A 22932-nucleotide genomic window follows, 5' to 3' on the forward strand; every position below is an offset into this window, starting at 1 on the left:
TAAGTCACTCACTGCTTGAAAGCGCACTCACCGGCCGGACGACCAGCGCGCCGTCCTCCGTGCCGACCACGCGCATGCAGGCGCCTAACGGTGCGTCGGGACCGCGGACGTTCCATTCGCTGTCGCCGACTCGTGCGCGGCCCCGGCCGTTGACGATCGCTTTCGTGAGCTCGACCGTCTCGCCGACCAGCCGGCCGGCGCGATCATTGAGGAGCGGGTCGGCGGACGGGATGTGGTTGACCGAATACCAGCGGCGGCCGGCCAGCGTCGTCGCCACCGCCGCGCCGGCAAAGATCAGCAACTGTACCGCGAGCGGCGGCTCGATCGCCAGCGTGACCAGGCCAGTGATTGCAGCCGCCAGCGCCACCCAGACCAGGAACACGCCCGGCACCAGCAGCTCCGCCGCCGCAAGCCCGGCCGCGACGATCAGCCAATACCAGTAGGAATCGACGTTCATTGCGCCGGCCCCTCGAACGGACCCTTGCGCGGCAGTTTGGGAGAGGGGGCGGCCGGCGCATCCTGACCCAGCGCTTCGCGGGCGAGCGCACCGATGCCACCCAGCGATCCGATCAGCTGCGTCGCCTCGACCGGGAACAGGATGGTCTTCGCATTCGAGGAGGTCGCGAAGGCGGCGACGGCGTCCACATATCTCTGCGCGACGAAATAGTTGATCGCCTGCGCGCTCCCCGTCTCGATCGCCTGGCTGACCATCTGCGTCGCCTTGGCTTCAGCTTCCGCCGCGCGCTCGCGGGCTTCGGCGTCGCGAAACGCGGCTTCGCGCCGGCCTTCGGCCTGAAGGATCTGCGCCTGCTTTTCGCCCTCGGCGCGCAGGATTTCGGAGGCGCGCAGGCCTTCGGCTTCGAGGATCGAGGCGCGCTTGTCGCGCTCCGCCTTCATCTGCCGCGCCATCGCGTTCGAGATGTCGGCGGGCGGGCGGATGTCCTTGATCTCGACGCGGGTGATCTTGACGCCCCAGGGCGAAGTCGCGTGATCGACGACCGAGAGCAGCCGCGCGTTGATCTCGTCGCGCTTGGACAGCAGCTCGTCCAGGTCCATCGATCCCATCACGGTGCGCAGGTTCGTGGTCGTGAGCTGCATGATCGCCATATAAAGGTCGGAGACTTCGTAGGCCGCCTTGGCCGGGTCCAGCACCTGGAAGAACACGACGCCGTCGACCGCGACCATCGCATTGTCTTTGGTGATGATCTCCTGGCCGGGAATGTCGAGCACTTGCTCCATCATGTTCACCTTGCGGCCGACACGATAGAAAAAGGCCGGGTAAAAATTGAAGCCGGGCTTGGCGACAGTCACGAACCGGCCGAAATGTTCGATCGTATATTCATAGCCTTGGCGGACCGTCTTCACGCTGGTCGCGAGATAGAAGAAGACCAGGATAAGCACGAAGAATGCGGCTGTGAGTGCCATGTAACCCTCCCGTTAGCGCGATGATGCGACGCTTGAGGGGCAGGTTCCAGAGGAATCGTGCGCGGCTGCCCTAGCGAAACGGTAAAGGCGCGGTTACATGGCCCGCCAACCTGCGACTCAGGAGCCTTGGCGCCACATGGACATCGAACTCGGTCTCACTTTCGACGATGTCCTGCTGAAGCCCGCCGAATCCGAAGTCCTGCCCAGCCAGGCGGACACCAGCACCCGCGTCACGCGCGACATCGCGCTCAACATCCCGATCCTGTCCTCGGCGATGGACACCGTCACCGAAGCGGAAATGGCCATCGTGATGGCGCAGCTTGGCGGCATCGGCGTGCTTCACCGAAATCTGTCCATCGAGGAGCAGGCCGCGGCCGTCCGCCAGGTGAAGCGCTTCGAATCGGGCATGGTCGTCAATCCGATCACGATCGCGCCGACCGCGACGCTCGCCGAAGCGCAGGCGCTGATGGCGGAAAACCGCATCTCCGGCATTCCGGTCGTGGAAGCCTCGGGCAAGCTTTGCGGCATCCTGACCAATCGTGACGTCCGCTTCGCCGGCAATCCACGCCAGCCCGTCTCCGAACTGATGACCCGCGACCATCTCGCGACGGTCACGGCCGATGTCAGCCAGGACGAGGCGCGCCGCATCCTGCATCAGCGCCGGATCGAGAAATTGCTGGTCGTCGACGACGCCTATCGCTGCGTCGGCCTCATCACGGTCAAGGACATCGAGAAAGCGGTGCTGCACCCGGCCGCGACCAAGGACGCAGGCGGGCGCCTGCGCGTCGCCGCCGCGACGACGGTCGGCGATGCCGGCTTCGAGCGCACCGAGGCGCTGCTCGACGCCGAATGCGACCTGATCGTGATCGACACGGCGCACGGCCATTCGAAAATGGTCGCGCAGTCGGTCGAACGCGTGCGCAAGCTGTTGAATTCCGTGCAGATCGTCGCCGGCAACGTCGCCACTGCCGAGGCGACCCGCGCGCTCATCGACGCCGGTGCGGATGCAGTGAAGGTTGGGATCGGACCGGGCTCGATCTGCACGACACGCGTCGTCGCGGGCGTCGGCGTGCCTCAGCTTACCGCGATCATGGAGTCCGCTGCCGAGGCTGCCAAGTCGAACGTGCCGGTGATCGCCGATGGCGGCCTGCGCACGTCCGGCGACGTCGCCAAGGCGCTTGCCGCGGGCGCGTCCTGCGTCATGGTCGGCTCGCTGCTCGCCGGCACCGAGGAAGCGCCGGGCGAGACCTTCCTCTACCAAGGCCGCGCCTATAAATCCTATCGCGGTATGGGCTCGGTCGGCGCGATGGCGCGCGGCTCGGCAGACCGCTATTTCCAGCAGGACATCAAGGACCAGCTGAAGCTCGTCCCCGAAGGGATCGAGGGCCAGGTGCCTTATAAGGGCGCGGTCAAGGACGTGATCCACCAGCTCGTCGGCGGCGTGAAGGCGGCGATGGGCTACACCGGTTCCAGGACGCTCGAGGATTTGCGGACTCGTGCGAAGTTCGTGCGCATCACAAATGCCGGCCTGCAGGAAAGCCATGTCCACGACGTCGCGATCACCCGCGAGGCGCCGAATTATCCGACGCGCTGACCCGTGACGCCGTCGGCCCGCCTTCAGGCCGCGATCGAATTGCTCGACGCGATCATCGTCGCAGCACGGGAGCAGGGCGCGGCGGCGGACACCTTGATCGCGAGCTATTTCAAGGCGCGGCGCTATGCGGGGTCCGGCGATCGCCGCGCGATCCGGGAGCTTGTCTACCAGGCAATCCGTCGCGCTGGCGAACGGCCGGAAAGCGGGCGCGCCGCGATGCTCGGGCTGGCGGAGGATCATCCGGAACTACGGGCGCTGTTCGACGGCTCGCCGCGCGGGCCCGCGCCGATCGCGACGCATGAAACAGGCGCGTCAGCCGCTACCGTACCCGACTGGCTCGCCCCAAAACTGACACACATCGACACCGCGGCGCTTCTCGAACGCGCACCGCTCGATCTTCGCGTCAACACGCTGAAGGCGACGCGCGACGACGTCCTCGCCGCACTGCTTGGCGCCCAGCCGACCCGCTTTGCACCAAACGGCATCCGCCTCGCCGATCCGATCGTGATCGAGCAGCATCCGCTGTGGCGCGACGGCAAGGTCGAAGTGCAGGACGAAGGCAGCCAGTTGATCGCGCTCGCCTGCCGCGCGCGGCCCGGTGAGATTGTCATTGATCTCTGCGCCGGCGCCGGCGGCAAGACGCTGGCGCTGGCTGCTGACATGCGCGGGGAAGGGCGCTTGATCGCCTCCGATTCCGACCGACGTCGGCTGTCGCAGCTTCCCGTCCGCGCGGAACGGGCGGGCGCCGCGAACATCGAATCGCGCCTTCTCGATCCCGGTCGCGAAGCCGAAGCGCTGGCCGACCTCATCGACACTGCCGATTGCGTGCTGGTCGACGCGCCTTGCTCCGGCACCGGCACATGGCGGCGCAATCCGGAGGCGCGCTGGCGACTGACGCCGGAGCGCCTCGATCGGCTGACCGCGCTGCAAGCGCGCTTATTCGACCTTGCCGCCACGCTTGTCCGCCCGGGCGGCCGCCTTATCTACGCGGTCTGTTCGTTGCTGGACGAGGAAGGCGCGGGCCAGGCCGGGCGTTTCGCCGCGGCGCATCCCGCCTGCACGGCTGGGCGACCTTTCGACGAAGCGGGATCCCCCCGCGGCGAAGGAGTCTTGCTCTCTCCCGGCGCGGACGGCACGGATGGGTTTTTCGTCGCGAGCTTCACGCGACCGTGCTAGGAAGTGCCGCAAAGGCGTATTGGAGAGATGTTGATGCGTTTCGTTTCCCTGGGCCTCGCCGGAGCTGCCGGACTTGCCGCGCTGTCGGCAGCAGTGGTTGCGCAAAAACCCGATGCGCAGGTCGATCCGCGCTCGGTCGCGATCGTCGATCAGGCGAAGACCGCGCAGCGCGCCGGCAATCTGGAGCAGGCGAACGATCTGCTGGAATCGGCGCTCGCCGTAGATCCGAAAAACCGCAACGCATTCCTCGCGCTCGCCGATGTCGCCAAGGCGCAGGGTCTGCCGGGCAAGGCGATCCGCTTCTATCGCGAAGCGCTGGAGCTGGAGCCGAACGATGTCGCCGCGCTCGCCGGCCAGGGCGACGCGCTGGTCCAGAAAGGCGCGGTCGTGAAAGCGCGCGAGAATCTTGCCAAGCTGAAGCGGCTGTGCACGGGGTCGTGCCCCGAGGAGGCTCGGCTCGCCGCGGTCATCGAGAAGGGCCCGCCGCCGGCCGTGCTTTCGGCGCAGGCGACCGGCAAGGTGCCGGCGCCCGGGGCCGAGCAGAAGACCCGCACGCCTGAATAAGCCGACGCGATCCGCTCGCTGATGGCGACGCGTGCCCAGCCACCGCTTTTGACCGGCGCCGATGCAGCGCAGGACGCGTCGCGCGCGCCGCTCGCCTGGGTCGCAGGCGCGGCGCTGGTCACCGGCGCGCTGATTTTCCTGCTGCTCGGCAGCCCGGCGCTGGCGTTTGGCTTCGCGGGCGGGGCGGGCGCGGTCGGCGCGCTCTATCTGCTGTCCCGCGCGAACGTGGCCCCGGCAGCAGTCGAGACTCACGTGCAGGACTGGGCGCTCACCCGCGCCGCGATTGAGAGCGACACCGTCGCGATCGCGCTCACCGACCGCCAGGGCAAGCTCACCTGCGCCAATGCTCTGTACGGCGAGTGGTTTCAGGGCTTCCGCGCGCCGGCCGAGCTGTGGCTCACCAACCCCGCCGCCGGTCAGCTTCGCGAGCTTGAACAGACCGCCTGGCGGAACGGCGGCGCGGCGATCGATCGGCTGCAGCGTGAGGCCGGTCAGTTGCGGGTCGAGGTCGCGCGCTCGGGCGCAGGCGATGATCATCTCGTCTGGCGCTTCAAACCGGTCACCAGCCTCGACGTGCTAAACGAAGCGCGCCGGCTGATCGGTTCTGGCGCAGGCGAGCGGCTGGGCGAAGCCGGCATCATGGGCGTGCTGATCGGCGCCGATGCCCGCATCCGTGCGGGCAACCGCGCCTTCGCGCTGCGCGCTACGGGCTCGGCCGAGGCTGCGATCGAGGGCCGCGATCTCGCGACCATGCTCACGATCGACAAGCGCGGCCTGATCCGATTCGAACGCGAAGGCCCCACTGGCGGTCCGGTGCGTCTCCTTCAGGTGCCGCTCGATCCAGACGATCGCGGCGGTGCGACGCTCATTTTCCTGATCGACGACGACGGCGCGCCGCGGCTGGGCGAGGGCAGCGCCTCCAGCCATATACAGACCCTGCTGGCGATGCTGCCGTTGGGCTTCGCATTGGCCGACCGAGACGGCCGCTTCCTGTTCCTGAACGAAGCCTTCGCGCGCGCCGCGGACCTTCCGCCCGGCGCGCAGCCCGTCTATCCCAGCGACCTCGTCGTGCGCGAGGACAAGGCGACGGTCGCCGACACGGTGCGCCGCTTTGCATCCGGCCCCCCGATGTCGGGCGACATCGCCGTCCGCCTCCAGACCCGGCCGGACGAGCCCGTCGCGCTCTCCATCGCGGGCGCGCGGGGGCTTGGCGAAGCGGCGGTGCTGCTGTCGCTCAAGGACAATGCCGAGGAATCGCGGCTGAAGCGCCAGGTCGCGCAGGCGACCAAGATGCAGGCGGTCGGCCAGCTCGCCGGCGGCGTTGCGCACGACTTCAACAACATCCTGACCGCGATCATCGGCCACTGCGACCTGATGCTGATGCGTCACACGCCGGGCGACACCGACTATGACGACATCCAGCAGATCCGCGCCAATTCGAACCGGGCGGCGAGCCTGACTCGCCAGCTCCTCGCTTTCTCGCGCCAGCAGACGCTGCGTCCGCAGATTCTGCAACTTCCCGATGTCGTCTCCGAAGTCTTCAACCTGCTGAAGCGCCTGCTCGGCGAAACCGTGACGTTGAACGTGAAGCACGGCCGCAACCTGGGCCCCGTGCGCGCCGATCCCGGCCAGCTCGAGCAGGTGATCGTCAACCTGGCGGTCAACGCCCGCGATGCGATGCCCGAGGGCGGCACGCTGACGCTCCAGACCTATGCGGTCACCGCCGCCGAAGTCCGGCGGATGAAAAGCGACATCATGCCGGCAGTCGACTATACGGCGATCACGATCACCGACACCGGCACCGGCATCCCGCCAGACGTGCTGCCGAAGATCTTCGAGCCGTTCTTCACGACCAAGGAAGTCGGCAAGGGCACCGGCCTCGGCCTCTCGACCGTTTACGGCATCGTCAAACAGTCGAACGGCTTCATCTTCGCCGACTCCGTGCAGGGGGAGGGGACGAGCTTCGTCATCTACCTGCCCGTCCACAAAGTGGAGGCGAAGCCGGAGGCCGCGCCGGTCCAGCCCAAGGAGCGGCCTACCGAGCTTTGGGGCACCGGCACGATCCTGCTGGTCGAGGACGAAGCGATGGTCCGCGCCGTCGCCGAGCGGGCGCTCACCCGTCAGGGCTATAAGGTCGTCACCGCCGCGAATGGCGAGGAAGCGCTGGAATGCCTGGAAGCGGGCGAGACGTTCGACCTGCTGATCTCCGACGTGGTGATGCCGACGATGGACGGCCCCACGCTGGTCCGCCACGCGCGCGAGAAATACCCGACGCTGCCGATCCTGTTCATGTCGGGCTACGCCGAGGAACAGCTCCGCAAATCGATCGACATCGAACGCGTTGCGTTCCTGCCCAAACCCTTTTCGGTACAGCAGCTTGCGGAAGCCGCGCGAGCCGTGTTGGCGGCGAAATGATTTAGGCTTTGCATTGAAGTGGTTGGTTCCGTTATCGCACGGCCGCAATGACCGGGGCGCCTTCCATTCTCGTCGTCGAGGACGAGCCGTTGATTTCGATGATGCTCGAGGATTTCCTCGACGCGCTGGGCTATCGTCTGGCGGGCTGCGCCGACGCTGTCTCGGACGCGATGCGCCACGTCGAGGAAGGCGGGTTCGACGCCGCGCTGCTCGACGTGAATTTGCGCGACGGGGAGACGTCCTGGCCGGTGGCCGATGCGCTCAGCGCGCGGGGCCATCCTTTCATTCTCGCGACCGGCGGCGGCAATGAGATCGTGCCCGAGCGCCATGCCGGCGTGCCCGTCCTCACCAAGCCCTATACGCTCGACGGCATTCGTAACGCTTTCGAAACGCTGCTGAAGGGCTAGCGAGCGGCCGGTGAGCGGCCTCGCAGACATTCTCCGCAAACAGCTTGCTGCCGTCGCCGATCCATCGCGGGCGCCCGCGATGCAGGCCTATATGAAATCGGCGATGCCCTATCTCGGCGTCTCCGCCGTGCCGCTGCGCGCGGTGTGCAAGCAGGTACTCGCCGATCTCGATTATCCCAGCCCCGAGGCATGGCGCGACGATGTACTGACGTTGTGGCGAGGCGCCGAATACCGCGAGGAACGCTACGCCGCGACGGAGCTGACCGGCATCCGCGCCGCGCGCCCTTTTCAGCGCATCGAGGCCTTGCCGATGTACGAGGAAATGATCGTCACCGGCGCATGGTGGGATCATGTCGATGCGATCGCGACGCTGAGGCTGTGGACGCTGCTCCAGAACGATCCGGTGCCGATGAAGCGCGCGATGATGGAATGGGCGCAAGGCGACGATATGTGGAAGCGGCGCAGTGCGATTCTCTGCCAGATCAAGGGGAAGGCCGCGACCGATCTCGACTTCCTTTACGCCTGCATCGAACCGTCGGTCGATTCGAAGGAGTTCTTCCTGCGCAAGGCGATCGGATGGGCGTTGCGCCAATATGCCTGGACCGATCCGGCCGAGGTGCGCCGTTACGTTGCCGCGCACGAGGACCGGCTGAGCGGCCTTAGCAAGCGCGAGGCGCTGAAGAACATCAAATAGTTCCCCTCTTGTTCCATTAGAACAAATGGGATACGAAGCTTCCGTTGAACGCGGTTGGCGTTTTCGCTTAGGGAGGCTTTGCATGGCGGCGCAGCTCAAGATCGTCGATTCCGACAAGACGGGGAATATGGACAGGCAAAAGGCTCTCGAAGCGGCTTTGGCGCAGATCGATCGCGCCTTCGGCAAAGGCTCGGCAATGAAGCTGGGCAGCCGCGAGACGATGCAGGTGGAGGCGATCTCGACCGGATCGCTCGGGCTCGACATTGCGCTCGGGGTCGGCGGCCTGCCGCGCGGCCGAGTGATCGAGGTGTACGGGCCGGAATCGTCGGGCAAGACGACGCTGGCGCTGCATGTGATCGCCGAAGCGCAGCGCAATGGCGGCACGGCGGCGTTCGTCGATGCCGAGCACGCGCTCGATCCGGTTTACGCCAAGAAACTGGGCGTCGACATCGACGAACTGATCGTCTCGCAGCCCGATACCGGCGAGCAGGCGCTGGAAATCACCGACACGCTGGTGCGCTCGAACGCGATCGACGTGCTGGTGGTAGACTCGGTCGCAGCTCTTGTGCCGCGCGCCGAGATCGAGGGCGAGATGGGCGACAGCCATGTCGGCCTGCAGGCGCGGCTGATGTCGCAGTCGCTGCGCAAGCTGACCGGCTCGATCAGCCGCTCGCGCTGCATGGTGATCTTTATCAACCAGCTCCGCATGAAAATCGGCGTGATGTACGGCAATCCGGAGACCACGACCGGCGGCAACGCGCTCAAATTCTACGCCTCGGTTCGGCTCGACATCCGCCGCACCGGCCAGATCAAGGACCGCGACGATATCGTCGGCAACACGACGAGGGTTAAGGTCGTGAAGAACAAGGTCGCGCCGCCGTTCAAGCAGGTCGAGTTCGACATCATGTATGGCGAAGGCATCTCGAAGATCGGCGAGATCCTCGATCTCGGCGTCAAGGCGGGCCTGGTCGAGAAATCGGGCGCCTGGTTCAGCTACGACTCGATCCGCATCGGCCAGGGCCGCGAGAACGCCAAACAATATCTCCGCGACAATCCCGAGCTCGCCGCTCGTCTCGAAAAGGCGATCCGCGGCAAGACCGACGACGTTGCCGAAGCTCTGATGGTCGGCCCCGGCGCCGAGGACGACGACGAAATGTGAGTATCCCCCCTCCCGCAAGCGGGAGGGGAGAAGCTTCCGCAGCCCTTTCTGCCGTCCCGCGGCTCCGCTAGCGTCCGGCTATGGACAGTTCCGAATGGACCGGCCGCGTCGGCGACGTGTGGGCCGAGGAATGGCGCCGCACCGATCGCAGTTTCGTGCCGGTCGACGCGGCGCTGATCGCCGCTGCTGTTTCTTGCCTTCAGGGCATAAGCGAACCGCGCATCCTCGACATTGGCTGCGGCGCGGGCACGACCAGCCTGTCGCTTGCGCAGCGTGTGCCGTCAGCCTCGATCACGGGCATCGATCTGTCCGCTGCGTTGCTCGACGTCGCGCGAGCCCGCGCCGCGAACACGCCGCGTTGCAGGTTCGAACAGGGCGACGCTTCCCGATGGAACGGCGAACGGGACTTCGACCTGCTCGTCTCGCGTCACGGCGTGATGTTCTTCGCCGATCCGGTCGCCGCCTTCGCGCATCTTCGCAGTCTCGCACGGCCTGGCGGAGGACTGGTCTTCTCCTGCTTCCAGTCGCCCGCGCTGAACGTCTGGGCGTCGGGCCTGGGCGATCTGATGCCGCAGCCAACGGGCGGCCCTTTCGCACCGGGACCTTTCGCGTTCGCCCACGAACGACATGTGACCGACATCCTCACCCGAGCGGGCTGGCGCAACCCGACCGCCCAGCCGCTTGCCTTCGACTATATCGCGGGGGCAGGCGACGATCCGGTCGCGGACGCGATCGACTATTTCCGCCGCATCGGACCCGTCGCCCGCGCGCTCCGCGATCTCGACGAACCGCGCCGCACCCGCTTGGCGGAAGGTCTCGACGCATTCGTCCGCGCGCATCATGATGGCGACCGCGTCAGCTTTCCCGCCGCCGCCTGGATCTGGAGCGCCACCGCATGATCACGGTCCACCATCTCGAAAACAGCCGCTCGCAGCGCATCCTCTGGATGCTGGAGGAACTCGGGCTGCCGTACGAAGTGAAGCGCTACGAGCGGAACCCGAAGACGATGCTCGCCCCGCCCGAGCTGCGCCAGGTTCATCCGCTCGGCAAGTCGCCGGTGATCCAGGACGGCGACACCGTCGTCGCCGAAACCGGCGCGATTATCGAATATCTGGTGGAGAAGGCGGAGGGCCGGCTGGGCCCGCCGCCGCACCGCGACGCGACCCTGCGCTATCGTTTCTTCCTGCACTATGCCGAAGGCTCGCTGATGCCGCCCTTGCTGGTGAAGCTGGTCCTCAGCCGCGTGCCGCTCTTCGGCAAGGCCGCGCAAAAGCGCATCCAGCCGATGATCGACGTGCACCTCGATTATCTGGAACGCGAGCTTGCCGGCAGCGACTGGTTCGTCGGCGACGATCTCACCGCTGCCGACATCATGCTGAGCTTCCCGCTGGAAGCCGCGCGCAGCCGCGCCGGCCTCGACACCTCACGCCCGAACCTCGTCGCCTGGCTTGCCCGCATTCACGCCCGCCCGGCCTACCAGCGCGCGCTCGAACGCGGTGGCCCTTACGCCTATGCCTGAGGCGGGGGCCGATCCGGCTCTTGTCGCGGCCTGGCTGTCGGCTCGCTCCACCGCTCGCGGTCTGCCGCAGCCGGTGCCCGATCATGGCGGCCTCAGGGTCGACACGAAGGCCCCGACCGAGAAGCGGCGCTACGTGTTCGCGCGGCCCTGCGATGGGCTCGCGGTGCTGGGCGGGACCATCGACGAGGCCCATGTGCCGCTCAAGCTTTGTGCCTCGGCGAACGTCCTGGCCGGGCTGGTCGGCCCGCGTTGGGTTGTCGACGACTCGGCCGCAATGATGATGTGCGAGGCCGCGATGCCGGTGCGCGATACGCCGGGGGGCTATGGCCTGACCATCGATGAGGATGGTGGAGTATTCCGTTGCAATATACGGGCTGTTTCGGGGGAGCATGCCGCATCAGGCTATGCTGTTGAAAATGCAGGCGCTTTTGTGTTCGACCGCATTGTTACCGAACCCGCGCACCAGCGCCGCGGGCTCGGCTCGGCGATGATGGCGGCGCTTGCCGCGCGCCGGCGGAGCAGCGAGAGCCGTTTCGTCCTGGTGGCCACCGTTGCCGGCCGCGCGCTCTATGAAAGCCTGGGCTGGTTGGTCGTCGCCCCCTACGCGACGGCAACGCTGCGCCCTTAGGAAGAGGGCGCTTCCAGCTCGCCGCGGCCGCTCGGCGCCAGCCCGCCTTCCCATTTCGCCACGACCGCGCTCGCAACCGCGTTGCCGACCACGTTCGTTGCGGAACGGCCCATGTCGAGGAAGTGATCGACCGCCAGCACCAGCAGCAACCCGGCTTCCGGAATGTTGAACTGCGACAGGGTGGCGGCGATCACCACCAGGCTGGCGCGAGGCACCCCGGCGATGCCCTTCGACGTGATCATCAGCGTCAGCAGCATCGCGATCTGTGTGCCGAGATCGAGGTGGATGCCATAGGCTTGGGCGATGAACAGCGACGCCGCCGTCATGTACATCATCGACCCGTCGAGATTGAACGAATAGCCGAGCGGCAGCACGAAGCTCGCGATGCGGTTGGGAACGCCGAACCGCTCAAGCCCCTCCAGCGTGCGCGGAAAAGCGGCTTCGGACGAAGCGGTCGAAAAGGCGAGGAGGATCGGTTCGCGGATTTCGCGGGCAAGCTCCACGACGCGCGGCCCGATGATGAAAAAGGCGAACAGCCCCAGCAGCGCCCAGAGCAGGCCGAGCCCGAGATAGACGCTGCCCATGAAATAGGCGAGCTTGCCGATCACGCCCGGGCCTTGTTCGGCCAGCGTCGCGGTCACGGCCGCGAACACCGCGAGCGGGGCGAAGCGCATCACATAATCGGTGATCTTCAGCATCACGGCGGTCAGCGCTTCGGCGGCCGTCACCAGCGGCTTGGCCTTTTCGCCCACCGCCGTGATCGCGACGCCGAAGAAGATCGAAAAGATCACGATCTGCAGGATCTCGTTGGTCGCCATCGCGTCGACGATCGAGGTCGGGAAAATATGAAGGATGATCTTGCCCGCATCGAAGGCGCTGCGGTCGACGCCGCTTGCCGCTGTCGCGGCAGGCAGCGGCAGGTTCAGTGCGGCGCCGGGCTGGAGCAGGTGAGAGATGATGAGGCCCAGGGTCAGCGACGTGAGGCTCGCGAAGATGAACCAGCCGATCGACTTGATGCCGACGCGCCCAAGCGCCGCCGTGTCGCCCATATGCGCGATGCCGACCACCAGCGTGCCGAACACCAGCGGCGCGATGATCATCTTGATCAGGTGAAGGAAAACCTGGGTGACGATCGAGATGTAGCCGGCGATCGCCTTCAATCGCTCGGGGTCGCCGATGCTGGCGTTCAGCGCCCAGCCGACGACGATGCCGAGCACCAGGCCGGCGAGAATGAGATAGGTGAGGCGTTTGGCCACGTGGAAAATCCCCTTTGGGCCGACGTGAAGGCGATTGCCGCGCCGCGGTCAAGCCGTTGCGCCGCCGTGCCGGGCGTGGCAGCGTGGCGGACGGCGAGGGGACAGACAACAACGTGAAACCAGCCGGACTCATTGCCGCTCTGCTGCTCGCGCCAGCCTGCCAGGCGCGCTCGATTGGCCCCGACGATGTCGACCGTATGCCCGCGAGCAACCCGACGGCCGTCATCGCCTATGGCGTCGATCCGTTGCAGAAAGGGGAGCTTCGCCTGCCGCACGGCAAGGGGCCGTTTCCGGTCGCGATCGTCATTCACGGCGGCTGCTGGACTGCGCGTCTCGCGACGCTTCGCAACACCGCGCCAATGGCCTCGGCGCTTGCCGCCAGGGGCATCGCGACCTGGAATATCGAATATCGGGCCTGGGGCAATCCGGGCGCAGGCTGGCCGGGCACTTTCCAGGACTGGGCCGCGGCGGCCGATCATCTGCGCGAGCTGGCGAAGCAATATCCGCTCGACCTGAAGCGCGTCGCCGCGGTCGGCCACTCGGCCGGCGGTCATGCCGCACTCTGGCTTGCCGCGCGCCGCCGATTGCCCGCGGACAGTGAGGTGCGCGGACGCGATCCCTTGCCCTTGAAGGCCGCCGTCGCGATCGACGGTCCGGGCGATCTGAAAGCTGTGGCCGAGGCGACCGAAGAGTTCTGCAGTCGTCGCACCGTCACGCGTCTGATGGGCGGCACGCCTGCCGAGACGCCGCAGACTTACGCGCAAGGCTCGCCAATCGAGCTGCTGCCGCTAGGCGTCCCACAATATTTCGTCGTTTCGCAGTTCGTGCGCGCGGAGGATGCCGCGGCCTATGCAAAGCGCGCAGGCGGCGACCGGGTCGAAACCCTCGCGCCCAAGGATGCCGACCATTTCAACATCATCGCGCCCGGCGAGCCGCAATATCGCCAAGTCGAGGCGCTCATCCTGAAGGCCCTTCAATGAATCTCACCCGCCGCACTCTCCTTGGTTCCGCCGTCGCGCTCGGCGCCCTGTCGGCGCTGCCCGCGCTTGCCGCCGAAATCGATACGTCGGGCCTCAGGCCGATGACCGGCGACGTCGTGCCGATCGGCCGTGAGGAGCGGATGCACCGGCTCGCCCAGGCGCAGGAACTGATGCGCCGTAATGGTCTCTCCGCCATTCTGGTCGAGCCGGGCTCGTCGCTGATCTACTTCACCGGCGTGCGCTGGTGGCGCAGCGAACGGCTGACCGCGGCCGTGATCCCCGTCTCGGGCGAGCCGCTCGTCGTCACGCCTTTCTTCGAACGGCCATCGGTCGAGGAGTCGCTCGGCGTTCCTGCCGAAATCCGCGTCTGGCAGGAAGATGAAAGCCCGACTGCGGTGATCGCCGCCTGGCTCAAGGAACGGAAACTCGATCGCGGCACGATCGGCATCGAGGAAACGGTGCGCTTCTTTGCCAGCGACGGCCTTGCGCACCTGCTGCCCGGCGCGCGGCTCGTCTCCGCCAATCCGGTCGTGCGCGGTTGTCGCATGCACAAGACGCCAGCCGAAATCGCGCTGATGCAGAAGGCGAACGACGTCACCATCGCAGCGATCCGCTGGACGGTGCCGCGCATCAAGGAAGGCATGGGCCGTGAGCCGATCGTGGCGATGATCGTCGCCGCGACCCAGGCGCTGGGCGGGGAGGCGGACGGCGGGCTGGTGCTGCTGGGCGAAGCGGCGGCCTATCCGCACGGCTCGGGCAAGCCGCAGATCGTGCGCGAGGGCGAAGTGGTGCTGATCGACGTCGGCTGCTCCGTGCAGGGCTATCAGTCTGACATCAGCCGCACCTTCGTGCCGGGCCGCGCACCAGACGACGTGCGCCGCGTGTTCGACACGGTCGCGGAGGGCCAGCGCGTCGCGATGCGCACTGCGCAGCTCGGTACGCCGGCGGGGCAAGTCGACGACGCGGTTCGCGCTTTCTACGAACGGCAAGGCTATGGCCCGCGCTACCGATTGCCCGGACTATCGCACCGCACCGGCCACGGCATTGGCATGGACGGGCACGAGCCGGTCAACTTGGTCCATGGCGAGACCACGCCGCTGGAAGTCGGCATGTGCTTCTCGAACGAGCCCGGCCTTTACTTGCCCGGCAAATTCGGCGTCCGCCTCGAGGATTGCTTCCACATGACGCCGACGGGCCCGGTGTTCTTCTCCGAGCCGCCGGCCAGCCTCGACCGTCCCGTCTAAACGCTACGGGCGCAATTTACCTCATCGTCCATCCCGAGCGAAGTCGAGGGACCCAGTGGCCTTCGGCTTATCAAAGAGGAGTGCGTGCCTCGACTTCGCTCGGCATGGACGGAATTGAGCGGGCCGTTCTCTCCTAGCCCTGCTGGCGCGCCAACCATTCTTCCAGCCACTTGATCGTATAGTCGCCGTTCTGGAAATCGGGATCGTCGAGCAGCGCCTGGTGGAGCGGGATCGTCGTCTTCACGCCCTCGATCACGAACTCCTCGAGCGCCCGGCGGAGGCGGCGGAGCGCGCCTTCGCGGGTGTGGCCCCAGACGATCAGCTTGGCGATCATCGAGTCGTAGTAGGGCGGGATACGATAGCCCGAATAAAGCCCGCTATCGACGCGGACGTGCATGCCGCCCGGCGCGTGATAGGTGCGCACCAGCCCCGGCGAAGGCGCAAAAGTCAGCGGGTCCTCGGCGTTGATCCGGCACTCGATCGCATGGCCGCGGAACTCCACGTCCTCCTGACGCAGCGTCAGCGGCAGGCCGCCGGCGATGCGGATCTGTTCGCGCACCAGATCGAGTCCCGTGATCGCTTCGGTCACCGGGTGCTCGACCTGAAGACGGGTGTTCATTTCGATAAAGTAGAATTTCCCATCTTCCCACAGAAACTCGATCGTCCCTGCGCCGCGATAGCCCATGTCGGACATGGCCTTGCTGACGATGCCGCCCATCCGCTCGCGCTCTTCCGGCGTGATGACCGGGGAGGGTGCTTCCTCCAGCACTTTCTGATGCCGGCGCTGCAGCGAGCAGTCGCGCTCGCCGAGATGAATCGCGTTCCCTTGGCCATCGCCGAAAATCTGGAACTCGATGTGGCGCGGATTGCCGAGATATTTCTCGATATAGACGGTGTCGTCGCCGAACGCGGCCTTCGCTTCGCTCCGCGCCTGGCCCATCAGGCTTTCGAGCTTGTCTTCGCTGGGCACGACCTTCATGCCGCGCCCGCCGCCGCCCGAAGCCGCCTTGACGATCACGGGATAGCCGATCTCGGCCGCAATCTTCCGTGCCTCGTCGAACTCGCTGACGCCGCCCGCCGAGCCCGGGACCAAAGGCAGGCCGAGCGCTCCGGCGGTCCGCTTCGCCTCGACCTTGTCGCCCATCGTCCGGATATGCTCCGGCTTAGGGCCGATCCAGATCAGGTTGTGGCTCTCGACGATCTCGGCGAAGCGCGCGTTCTCGGAGAGAAAACCATAGCCCGGATGGATCGCGTCGGCGCCGCTGATCTCGGCCGCCGAGATGATGTTCGGGATGTTCAGGTACGATTCGCTCGCCGGCGGCGGGCCGATGCACACCGCTTCGTCGGCAAGGCGGACGTGCATCGCGTCCGAGTCGGCGGTGGAATGCACCGCGACTGTCTTGATCCCCATCTCATGCGCGGCGCGATGGATGCGCAACGCGATCTCGCCGCGATTGGCGATCAGGATTTTCGAGCTCGCCACCGGGCTTACTCGACGACGATCAGCGGCTGGTCGAACTCGACGGGCGCGCCATTGGCGATCAGGATCGACTTCACGGTGCCGGCGGCGGGCGCGGTGATCGGGTTCATCACCTTCATCGCCTCGATGATCAGCAGCGTGTCGCCCGCATTCACCTTGCCGCCGACCGAGACGAAGTTCGCCGCGCCCGGTTCCGGCGCCAGATAGGCCGTGCCGACCATCGGCGAGCGAATCGCGTTGGCGTTGTCGGCCGCAGGAGCAGCAGGCGCCGCGGCAGCCGCGGGTTGCGCGGCGGGCGCTGCGGCAACGGGCGCGGGAGCGTGCGCGACGGCGACGCCCTGGACCTTGCGCGCGACCTTGATGCGGCGCTCGCCGTCCTGAACTTCGATTTCGGTGAGCTGGGTTGCGTCGAGCAGTTCTGCGAGTTGGCGAACCAGGTTCGTATCGACCTGCATCGACCCCTGTGTCGTATCAGTCATGGGGGTGGCCCTTTTTCAGAGTTTCGCCGCGGCGTCCAGCGCAAGCAGATAGCCGAGCGCGCCGAAGCCCGCGATGGTCCCCTTGGCGGCCCGGCCGACATAGCTCAGATGACGGAAAGACTCGCGGGCGTGCGGGTTCGAAAGATGAACTTCGATCACCGGCACCGCGATCGACTTGATCGCATCGTGCAGCGCGACAGACGTATGCGTATAGCCCCCCGGATTGATGATTACCGCCTTGGCGCCGTCCGCATTCGCCTCGTGAAGCCAGTCGATCAGATGCCCTTCATGATTGGACTGGCGGAACTCGATGTCAAAACCGAGCTCGCGCGCCCGGTCCTCGCAGCGCCCGGCAATGTCGTCGAGCGTGTCGTGCCCGTAGATTTCCGGCTCGCGAAGGCCGAGAAGGTTCAGATTGGGGCCGTTCAGAACGAAGATGGTCGGCATTGATCCCCCGGGGCCGAGACAATATCTGCGCGGGCCTTACACGATTGGATTTGCGATGCACACCGACGGCACCATCACCATCAGCGTCAATGGCGAGCACAAGCGGGTTTCGGCCGGGCTGACGATCGCGCAACTGGCGAGCGAATTGGGGCTGGTGCCGGAGAAAGTGGCGGTGGAGCGCAATCTGGAAGTGGTGCCGCGCTCGACGCTGGCCCAGGTGATGGTCGAGGACGGCGACGAGCTGGAGATCGTGCATTTCGTCGGCGGCGGCGATCATTCCGCGCGAATTGACGAGGATAGCTGGTCGGTCGCCGGCCGCACTTTCCGCTCGCGCCTGATCATCGGCACCGGCAAGTATAAGAACTTCGCGGAGAACGCCGCGGCCGCCGAGGCGTCGGGCGCAGAGATCGTCACCGTGGCGGTCCGGCGCGTGAACATCGCCGATCCCAATCAGCCGATGCTGACCGACTTCATCGATCCGAAGCGCTTCACCTATCTGCCCAACACCGCCGGCTGCTTCGATGCCGAATCGGCGATCCGCACCCTCCGGCTGGCACGCGAGGCGGGCGGCTGGGATCTGGTGAAGCTTGAAGTGCTGGGCGAGGCGAAGACGCTCTATCCGGACATGGTCGAGACGCTGCGCGCAACGGAGATCCTCGCGAAGGAAGGCTTCCTGCCGATGGTCTATTGCGTGGACGACCCGATCGCGGCGAAACGGCTGGAGGACGCCGGCGCTGTCGCGATCATGCCGCTTGGCGCGCCGATCGGCTCGGGCCTCGGCATCCAGAACCAAGTGACGATCCGCCTGATCGTCGAAGGCGCCAAGGTGCCTGTGCTGGTCGACGCGGGCGTCGGCACCGCGTCGGACGCGGCGCTGGCGATGGAGCTCGGCTGCGACGGCGTGCTTATGAACACCGCCATCGCCGAGGCCAAGGACCCGATCATGATGGCCCAGGCGATGAAGCTCGCGGTCGAAAGCGGCCGCCTGGCCTATCGCGCCGGCCGCATGGGCAAGCGCCGCTACGCCGACCCGTCGAGCCCGCTGGCCGGACTGATCTGAGCCAATTGCGTTTCGCGCCGAAAGCGCGGATGGAGCCGGTAAATCGTATTCAGCACATGTGCTGGCCTCCGCCGAACGGCGGTTTCTCACCTGGATGTGTGCGCGCCTGCCCGCCTGGATCAAGCCCGACCACCTGACTGCGCTCGGCCTTGTCGGCGCGCTGATCATCTTCGCCGGCTATTGGGCGAGCGCTATTCACGCGGGGTGGCTGTGGCTCGTGATCGCGGGCCTTATCGTGCATTGGCTCGGCGATTCGCTGGACGGCAGCCTGGCGCGCTTCCGCCACATAGAGCGGCCGAATTTCGGCTATTTCATCGATCATAGCTCGGACGGGCTCGCCAATCTGATGATCATGGGCGGCCTGGGGGCGAGCCCGTTCGTCCGCCTCGACATCGCGCTGTTCACGCTTGCCGGCTATCTGCTGCTGTCGGTCCACGCCTTTCTTGCGGCTCGCGTCGTCGGCGATCTCCGCCTGTCCTATCTCGCGGCGGGGCCGACCGAGCTTCGCCTGCTGCTGGTCGCGATGACGCTCGCGATGCTGATCTTGGGCGGCGAGCCCGTGCTTGGGACGACGCTGTCGGGGTTCGACCTGTTCGTGCTGTGCGTGGGCGTCGTTCTGATAGTGCTGTTCGTGGTCCAGACCCTGTCCACGGCGCGGCAGATCGCCCGCCGCGGCGGCTGAGCCCAAGGAACGGGCGGCAATGCCCGCTCGTTTATCGCCCGCAAGCTTCTTTGAAGGAGAAGAACGATGGGCGAGCTGGTCGACAAGGTGAAAGGCAATCTGAACGAAGCCGCGGGCAAGATGAAGCAGGGCTCGGACAACCCGGCCGTGCGCGACGAAGGCAAGGATCAGGAGCTGGAAGGCAAGGGCCAGCAGCTTAAGGGCAAGATCAAGGGCATCCTTGGCGACGACATCTGACGTCAGAATTGCGTCGAGCTCGGCGGAATCGGCTGGGCGGCGGCGTCCGATTGGGCGGGGAGCGACGCGATCAGCTTGGTTCCCCGCCACAGTTCGCACGCATGCTGGCGGTGCTGGCGGTCGCGCGCCAGCGAGAGGGCAGCGTCATCACCCTCGGCGTGAAAGACGTGCGGGTGCAAAATCTTGCCCTGATCATCGAGGCAAAAAAGCCGATATTGAAACATAGGCGGCGCTCCCAAGTGAGAGTGTCCATCGACCCGCCGCATGGAATCTGTGATTCCTTAGCTCGGCCAGCATAGCACCGAACTGGCTTAATTCCCCCCTTATGGATCAAGATTCGCGCGTCTTTACCATTGCGCGACCTAGCCGGAGTTCGCCTTCACCCAATCGGCGTACGGCTCGTGCGCGTCCTCGATCGGCCAGGCGACCGCCGCCGGCACGTCATAGCTGTGCAGTTCGGCGATGCGGGCGATAAGCGCTTCGGCTCGTGCGGTTTTGAACAACGCCGGCACTTCGCCGGCGCGCTCCACCTTGCCTTGCCAGCGATAGATGGAGCGGCAGGGCGACAGGATATTCGCGCAGGCGGCGAGCCTTTCCTCGATCACGGTCTCGGCGATCCGTTCCGCCTCCGCTTGATCGGCGAACACGGCATAGACCGTCGCGATCATGCCCGGCGGCCGGCTGCGTGCGCGCACCACGTCGCGGTCGCCACGACCAAGGCGCCGACCGCCTGGTGCAGCGCCGCGAGCGTCAGGTTCACGCCCGTCATCACGGTCGCGATGCCGAGGATGATCTGCAGCCCGAACCCCGCGTGCAGCGCAATGCTGGCCGGCCGATCGACGTTCCGCGCCATTCGCGCGAGCATAACGAGAGCCGCGACCGCGACCCAGGCCCACCAGCGGTGCTCCCACTGCACCAGGAACGGGTCGTTCGCCATGTTGTGCGGCCAATCGGGCGAGATTTCCGGAAAGAAGCGCCCGTTCATCAGCGGCCAGTCACTCGCGGCGAGCCCGGCGCGCAGGCCCGCGGTCCAGGCGCCCAGCAGCACCTGGATGGCAAGCACCAGCAGCAGGACGGCCGGCATCAGGCGGAGCCGGGCAGGGGGATGATCGGCGCGACGCAGGTCGAGCGCGGTCCAGATCAGGCCGGCCATGATGAACAAGGCCGTCATCAAGTGAACGGCGAGACGATAGTGGCTCACCTCGGTGCGTCCGATGAGGCCGGACTTCACCATCCACCAGCCGATCGCGCCCTGCAGGCCGCCGAGCGCCAGCAGCGCGACCAGCCGCCAGCCATAGCCTTCGGGGATCTGCCGTTTCACCGCGAACCAGATCAGCGGCAGCGCGAAGGCCATGCCGATCAGCCGCCCGAGCAGCCGGTGGATATATTCCCAGAAGAAAATAAACTGGAACTGCCCGAGCGTCATGCCCTGGTTCAGCGTCTGATACTGGGTCGTGCCCTTGTAGAGCGCGAACGTGCGTTCCCATTGGGCATGGGTGATCGGCGGCAGCGTCCCTGCGACCGGCTTCCATTCGGTGATCGAGAGGCCGGACTCGGTCAGGCGCGTAATCCCGCCGACCACGACCATCAGGAAGACGAGCGCCGCGACAGTCAGCAGCCAGTTGGCAATAGCGAGCGGGCGGGGGGATCGAGCGGTCACGGCGCGCCCTTGCGCCGGGCAAAGCGATGAAACAAGTCCCTCTTGCGATGGATGATATGTTGTAACAGGCCGCACCCGATGCCATAAACGGCGCGAACGGAGTCGTATTTGATCGAGAGGTTGCCAGGAACGGGAACGCTCGACCGGCTGGCCATTGGCCTGTCGGGGCTTTGTCTCGTCCATTGTGTCGCGAGCGTCGTGCTGATCTCGTTGCTCGCCTCGGCGGGCGGCCTGTTGCTGCATCCGGCGGTGCACGAAGTCGGTCTGGCGATGGCGATGGCGATCGGCACGTTCGCGCTAGCGAAGGGATCGATCGAGCACGGCTATGTCCTGCCCGCGGCGGTCGGCGGGCTTGGCCTTGGCGTGATGGCGGGCGCGCTGTCGGTGCCGCATGGCCCCGCCGAGACCGTCTATACGATGCTGGGCGTCGGCATCCTCGCTCTCGGCCACGACCTCAACCGCCGCGCCGGCATCTGAATGGAGGCGGCCCGAAAGCGGCCCCCTCACACATCAAGCGAAAGCGGTGACGTGCCTCGGGATCGAGGCGGGGCGCCGTTAACCATTCGGTGCGGAGCGCAAACGCTTCCGTCGACGAGCCTGCAGCTTGGTGCGACCAAGCGGTCCTTGCCCCTTGGCCCCCATGCGCCTAACTTTCAGCAATGGCCGGCCACCATCATCACGCGCATCATGCAGGCGACGATCTCGTCGTCGCGGCCCAGCACGCGCTCGAGCGGTCGGGCGAGCAGTGGACCGGCATGCGGCAGAGCGTGTTCGAGGCGCTGACCGGGTTCGAGCGCCCGGCCTCCGCCTACGACATTGCCGAGGAAGTCTCGAAGCGCCAGGGGCGCCGCGTCGCCGCCAACAGCGTCTATCGCATCCTCGACCTGTTCGTCGGCGCCAATCTCGTGCGGCGAGTCGAGAGCGCGAACGCCTATGTGGCGAACGAGCATCCCGACTGCCTGCACGACTGCATCTTCCTGGTCTGCGATACCTGCGGGCAGACCACGCACATCGACGACGACTCGATCGCGACGAACGTGCGCAGTGCCGCCAGCAAGACCGGTTTCGCGCCAGAGCGGCCGGTCATCGAAGTGCACGGCCGCTGCCAGGATTGCGCGCACGACGCCTAGGCTGGCGCTCCCAGGAAGCTGGCCGAGGCAGCTTCCGTCCCATTCACCGCCAGGATCGTCCGCGCCTCGCTGATCGAGCCGGTGCCGCCCGCCGCGCGGATGACGCGATCGAGCAATTCCTGGCCTTCTTCCCACCAGCCGAGCCCGCTCGCCGCGTTGATGTGGCCGACGGGGCCTGCGTTGACGAAATGGCTGCCCCAGGACGCCGCGAGGCTCGCCGCGCGGTCGGGATGGATCCAGGGGTCGTCCTCGCTCGCGACCACGATCGAGGGGAAGGGCAGCGCGCGCGCCGGTGCCGGCGCGAAATCGGCAAGCTCAGCCGCGAGGGGGCGAGCGCTGACGTCCGCAGGCGCGACCAGCAGCGCGCCGGCGACCGGCCATCCCCAGGGCTGCCCTGACAGCTCCGCCCACCACGCCACCGCCAGGCAGCCAAGGCTGTGCGCGGCGAGCACGATCGGCGCCTGCGCCCCGCGAATCGCCTGGTCGATCTTCGTCACCCAGGCATTGCGGCGCGGGTTCGACCACAGGCCCAGCTCGATCCGCGACGTGTCCGGCCGCGATTGCTCCCACAGCGTCTGCCAGTGGGACGGCCCCGATCCGTTCAGCCCCGGCACGGTCAGCACGATGGGTTGCTTCCGGTCGCTTTCGTGAATGCCTCGCATCACCAACCTTCTCCTAGCTAGCAGCCCCGCTCTG

General features: G+C 66.6%; 27 protein-coding genes. 17 read left to right on the forward strand and 10 right to left on the reverse strand.

Features of this window, described 5'->3' with window-relative positions; all coding sequences use genetic code 11:
* Nucleotides 1–4: 4 nt before the first annotated feature.
* Both ACFSCW_RS07505 and ACFSCW_RS07510 read right to left on the reverse strand, forming a co-directional pair.
* A complete protein-coding gene (locus ACFSCW_RS07505) occupies nt 5–457 on the reverse strand; it encodes an NfeD family protein (RefSeq protein WP_380888226.1) in 453 nt (150 codons plus the stop codon).
* Nucleotides 454–1425, reverse strand: a complete 972-nt coding sequence (locus ACFSCW_RS07510) for an SPFH domain-containing protein (protein WP_380888227.1) — start codon at nt 1423–1425, stop codon at nt 454–456. The genes ACFSCW_RS07505 and ACFSCW_RS07510 overlap by 4 nt, the downstream gene beginning before the upstream one ends.
* 136 nt (nt 1426–1561) lie before the next feature.
* Between ACFSCW_RS07510 and guaB the strand changes: the two genes are divergently transcribed.
* The 10 genes from guaB (at nt 1562) to ACFSCW_RS07560 (ending at nt 11581) form a co-directional block, all read left to right on the forward strand.
* Nucleotides 1562–3019: an IMP dehydrogenase gene (gene guaB, locus ACFSCW_RS07515; protein WP_380888228.1), complete on the forward strand. Its 1458-nt coding sequence runs from the start codon at nt 1562–1564 to the stop codon at nt 3017–3019.
* 3 nt (nt 3020–3022) lie between these two features.
* Nucleotides 3023–4195, forward strand: a complete 1173-nt coding sequence (locus tag ACFSCW_RS07520) for an RsmB/NOP family class I SAM-dependent RNA methyltransferase (protein ID WP_380888229.1) — start codon at nt 3023–3025, stop codon at nt 4193–4195.
* A 33-nt stretch (nt 4196–4228) separates the two neighbouring features.
* On the forward strand, nt 4229–4759 hold the full coding sequence (locus tag ACFSCW_RS07525; protein WP_380888230.1) for a tetratricopeptide repeat protein: 531 nt from the start codon (nt 4229–4231) through the stop codon (nt 4757–4759).
* Nucleotides 4760–4780: 21 nt separating this feature from the next.
* Complete coding sequence (locus tag ACFSCW_RS07530) at nt 4781–7174, forward strand: hybrid sensor histidine kinase/response regulator (RefSeq protein ID WP_380888231.1); 2394 nt, start codon at nt 4781–4783, stop codon at nt 7172–7174.
* Nucleotides 7175–7221: 47 nt separating this feature from the next.
* Nucleotides 7222–7581, forward strand: a complete 360-nt coding sequence (locus tag ACFSCW_RS07535; protein WP_380888232.1) for a response regulator — start codon at nt 7222–7224, stop codon at nt 7579–7581.
* Between the two features lie 10 nt (nt 7582–7591).
* On the forward strand, nt 7592–8275 hold the full coding sequence (locus ACFSCW_RS07540) for a DNA alkylation repair protein (protein ID WP_380888233.1): 684 nt from the start codon (nt 7592–7594) through the stop codon (nt 8273–8275).
* An 82-nt stretch (nt 8276–8357) separates the two neighbouring features.
* Nucleotides 8358–9434, forward strand: a complete 1077-nt coding sequence (recA, locus tag ACFSCW_RS07545) for a recombinase RecA (RefSeq protein ID WP_380888234.1) — start codon at nt 8358–8360, stop codon at nt 9432–9434.
* A gap of 80 nt (nt 9435–9514) precedes the next feature.
* Nucleotides 9515–10333, forward strand: a complete 819-nt coding sequence (locus tag ACFSCW_RS07550) for a class I SAM-dependent methyltransferase (protein ID WP_380888235.1) — start codon at nt 9515–9517, stop codon at nt 10331–10333.
* The gene (locus ACFSCW_RS07555; protein ID WP_380888236.1) at nt 10330–10953 is read left to right on the forward strand and encodes a glutathione S-transferase family protein; all 624 of its coding nucleotides are present in this window, start codon (nt 10330–10332) and stop codon (nt 10951–10953) included. The genes ACFSCW_RS07550 and ACFSCW_RS07555 overlap by 4 nt, the downstream gene beginning before the upstream one ends.
* A complete protein-coding gene (locus ACFSCW_RS07560; protein WP_380888237.1) occupies nt 10946–11581 on the forward strand; it encodes a GNAT family N-acetyltransferase in 636 nt (211 codons plus the stop codon). Before ACFSCW_RS07555 ends, ACFSCW_RS07560 begins: the two co-directional genes overlap by 8 nt.
* On the opposite strand, the gene ACFSCW_RS07565 is transcribed toward ACFSCW_RS07560, so the two are convergent.
* Entirely contained in the window at nt 11578–12837 is a 1260-nt protein-coding gene (locus ACFSCW_RS07565) for a dicarboxylate/amino acid:cation symporter (protein WP_380888238.1), read from the reverse strand. The genes ACFSCW_RS07560 and ACFSCW_RS07565 overlap by 4 nt on opposite strands.
* Before the next feature lie 14 nt (nt 12838–12851).
* Between ACFSCW_RS07565 and ACFSCW_RS07570 the strand changes: the two genes are divergently transcribed.
* Both ACFSCW_RS07570 and ACFSCW_RS07575 read left to right on the forward strand, forming a co-directional pair.
* Nucleotides 12852–13817 (forward strand): alpha/beta hydrolase family protein, encoded by a 966-nt coding sequence (locus ACFSCW_RS07570; protein WP_380888239.1) that lies wholly within the window; start codon nt 12852–12854, stop codon nt 13815–13817.
* Nucleotides 13814–15061, forward strand: coding sequence for a M24 family metallopeptidase (locus tag ACFSCW_RS07575; protein ID WP_380888240.1), 1248 nt, complete (start codon nt 13814–13816; stop codon nt 15059–15061). Before ACFSCW_RS07570 ends, ACFSCW_RS07575 begins: the two co-directional genes overlap by 4 nt.
* A gap of 133 nt (nt 15062–15194) precedes the next feature.
* Here ACFSCW_RS07575 and accC read toward each other — a convergent pair whose 3' ends face one another.
* From accC to aroQ, 3 genes are read right to left on the reverse strand one after another with little or no spacing between them, the layout of a single operon-like run.
* Nucleotides 15195–16544, reverse strand: a complete 1350-nt coding sequence (gene accC / locus ACFSCW_RS07580) for an acetyl-CoA carboxylase biotin carboxylase subunit (protein ID WP_380888241.1) — start codon at nt 16542–16544, stop codon at nt 15195–15197.
* A gap of 5 nt (nt 16545–16549) precedes the next feature.
* The gene (gene accB, locus ACFSCW_RS07585; RefSeq protein ID WP_380888242.1) at nt 16550–17020 is read right to left on the reverse strand and encodes an acetyl-CoA carboxylase biotin carboxyl carrier protein; all 471 of its coding nucleotides are present in this window, start codon (nt 17018–17020) and stop codon (nt 16550–16552) included.
* 15 nt (nt 17021–17035) lie between these two features.
* On the reverse strand, nt 17036–17467 hold the full coding sequence (gene aroQ, locus ACFSCW_RS07590) for a type II 3-dehydroquinate dehydratase (protein ID WP_380888243.1): 432 nt from the start codon (nt 17465–17467) through the stop codon (nt 17036–17038).
* A gap of 55 nt (nt 17468–17522) precedes the next feature.
* On the opposite strand from aroQ, the gene thiS reads away from it, so the two are divergent.
* The 3 genes from thiS to ACFSCW_RS07605 all read left to right on the forward strand — a co-directional run bounded on the left by thiS (nt 17523) and on the right by ACFSCW_RS07605 (nt 19446).
* Nucleotides 17523–18527, forward strand: coding sequence for a sulfur carrier protein ThiS (gene thiS / locus ACFSCW_RS07595; protein WP_380888244.1), 1005 nt, complete (start codon nt 17523–17525; stop codon nt 18525–18527).
* A 94-nt stretch (nt 18528–18621) separates the two neighbouring features.
* Nucleotides 18622–19209, forward strand: a complete 588-nt coding sequence (locus tag ACFSCW_RS07600; RefSeq protein ID WP_380888245.1) for a CDP-alcohol phosphatidyltransferase family protein — start codon at nt 18622–18624, stop codon at nt 19207–19209.
* 66 nt (nt 19210–19275) lie between these two features.
* Nucleotides 19276–19446 (forward strand): CsbD family protein, encoded by a 171-nt coding sequence (locus ACFSCW_RS07605; RefSeq protein WP_380888246.1) that lies wholly within the window; start codon nt 19276–19278, stop codon nt 19444–19446.
* Nucleotides 19447–19448: 2 nt separating this feature from the next.
* Here ACFSCW_RS07605 and ACFSCW_RS07610 read toward each other — a convergent pair whose 3' ends face one another.
* The 3 genes from ACFSCW_RS07610 to ACFSCW_RS07620 all read right to left on the reverse strand — a co-directional run bounded on the left by ACFSCW_RS07610 (nt 19449) and on the right by ACFSCW_RS07620 (nt 21106).
* Entirely contained in the window at nt 19449–19670 is a 222-nt protein-coding gene (locus ACFSCW_RS07610; RefSeq protein ID WP_380888247.1) for a hypothetical protein, read from the reverse strand.
* 138 nt (nt 19671–19808) lie between these two features.
* Nucleotides 19809–20141, reverse strand: a complete 333-nt coding sequence (gene cutA / locus ACFSCW_RS07615) for a divalent-cation tolerance protein CutA (RefSeq protein ID WP_380888248.1) — start codon at nt 20139–20141, stop codon at nt 19809–19811.
* On the reverse strand, nt 20111–21106 hold the full coding sequence (locus tag ACFSCW_RS07620) for a COX15/CtaA family protein (protein WP_380888249.1): 996 nt from the start codon (nt 21104–21106) through the stop codon (nt 20111–20113). The genes cutA and ACFSCW_RS07620 overlap by 31 nt, the downstream gene beginning before the upstream one ends.
* A gap of 108 nt (nt 21107–21214) precedes the next feature.
* On the opposite strand from ACFSCW_RS07620, the gene ACFSCW_RS07625 reads away from it, so the two are divergent.
* A complete protein-coding gene (locus tag ACFSCW_RS07625) occupies nt 21215–21583 on the forward strand; it encodes a MerC domain-containing protein (RefSeq protein WP_380888250.1) in 369 nt (122 codons plus the stop codon).
* 182 nt (nt 21584–21765) lie between these two features.
* Entirely contained in the window at nt 21766–22236 is a 471-nt protein-coding gene (locus ACFSCW_RS07630; RefSeq protein WP_380888251.1) for a Fur family transcriptional regulator, read from the forward strand.
* Here the strand turns inward: ACFSCW_RS07630 and ACFSCW_RS07635 are convergent.
* Nucleotides 22233–22898: an RBBP9/YdeN family alpha/beta hydrolase gene (locus ACFSCW_RS07635; RefSeq protein ID WP_380888252.1), complete on the reverse strand. Its 666-nt coding sequence runs from the start codon at nt 22896–22898 to the stop codon at nt 22233–22235. The two genes, ACFSCW_RS07630 and ACFSCW_RS07635, sit on opposite strands and share 4 nt — an antisense overlap.
* Nucleotides 22899–22932: the final 34 nt, after the last annotated feature.

It is taken from the genome of Sphingomonas tabacisoli (assembly GCF_042678385.1).
Lineage (GTDB): Bacteria > Pseudomonadota > Alphaproteobacteria > Sphingomonadales > Sphingomonadaceae > Sphingomonas_B > Sphingomonas_B tabacisoli.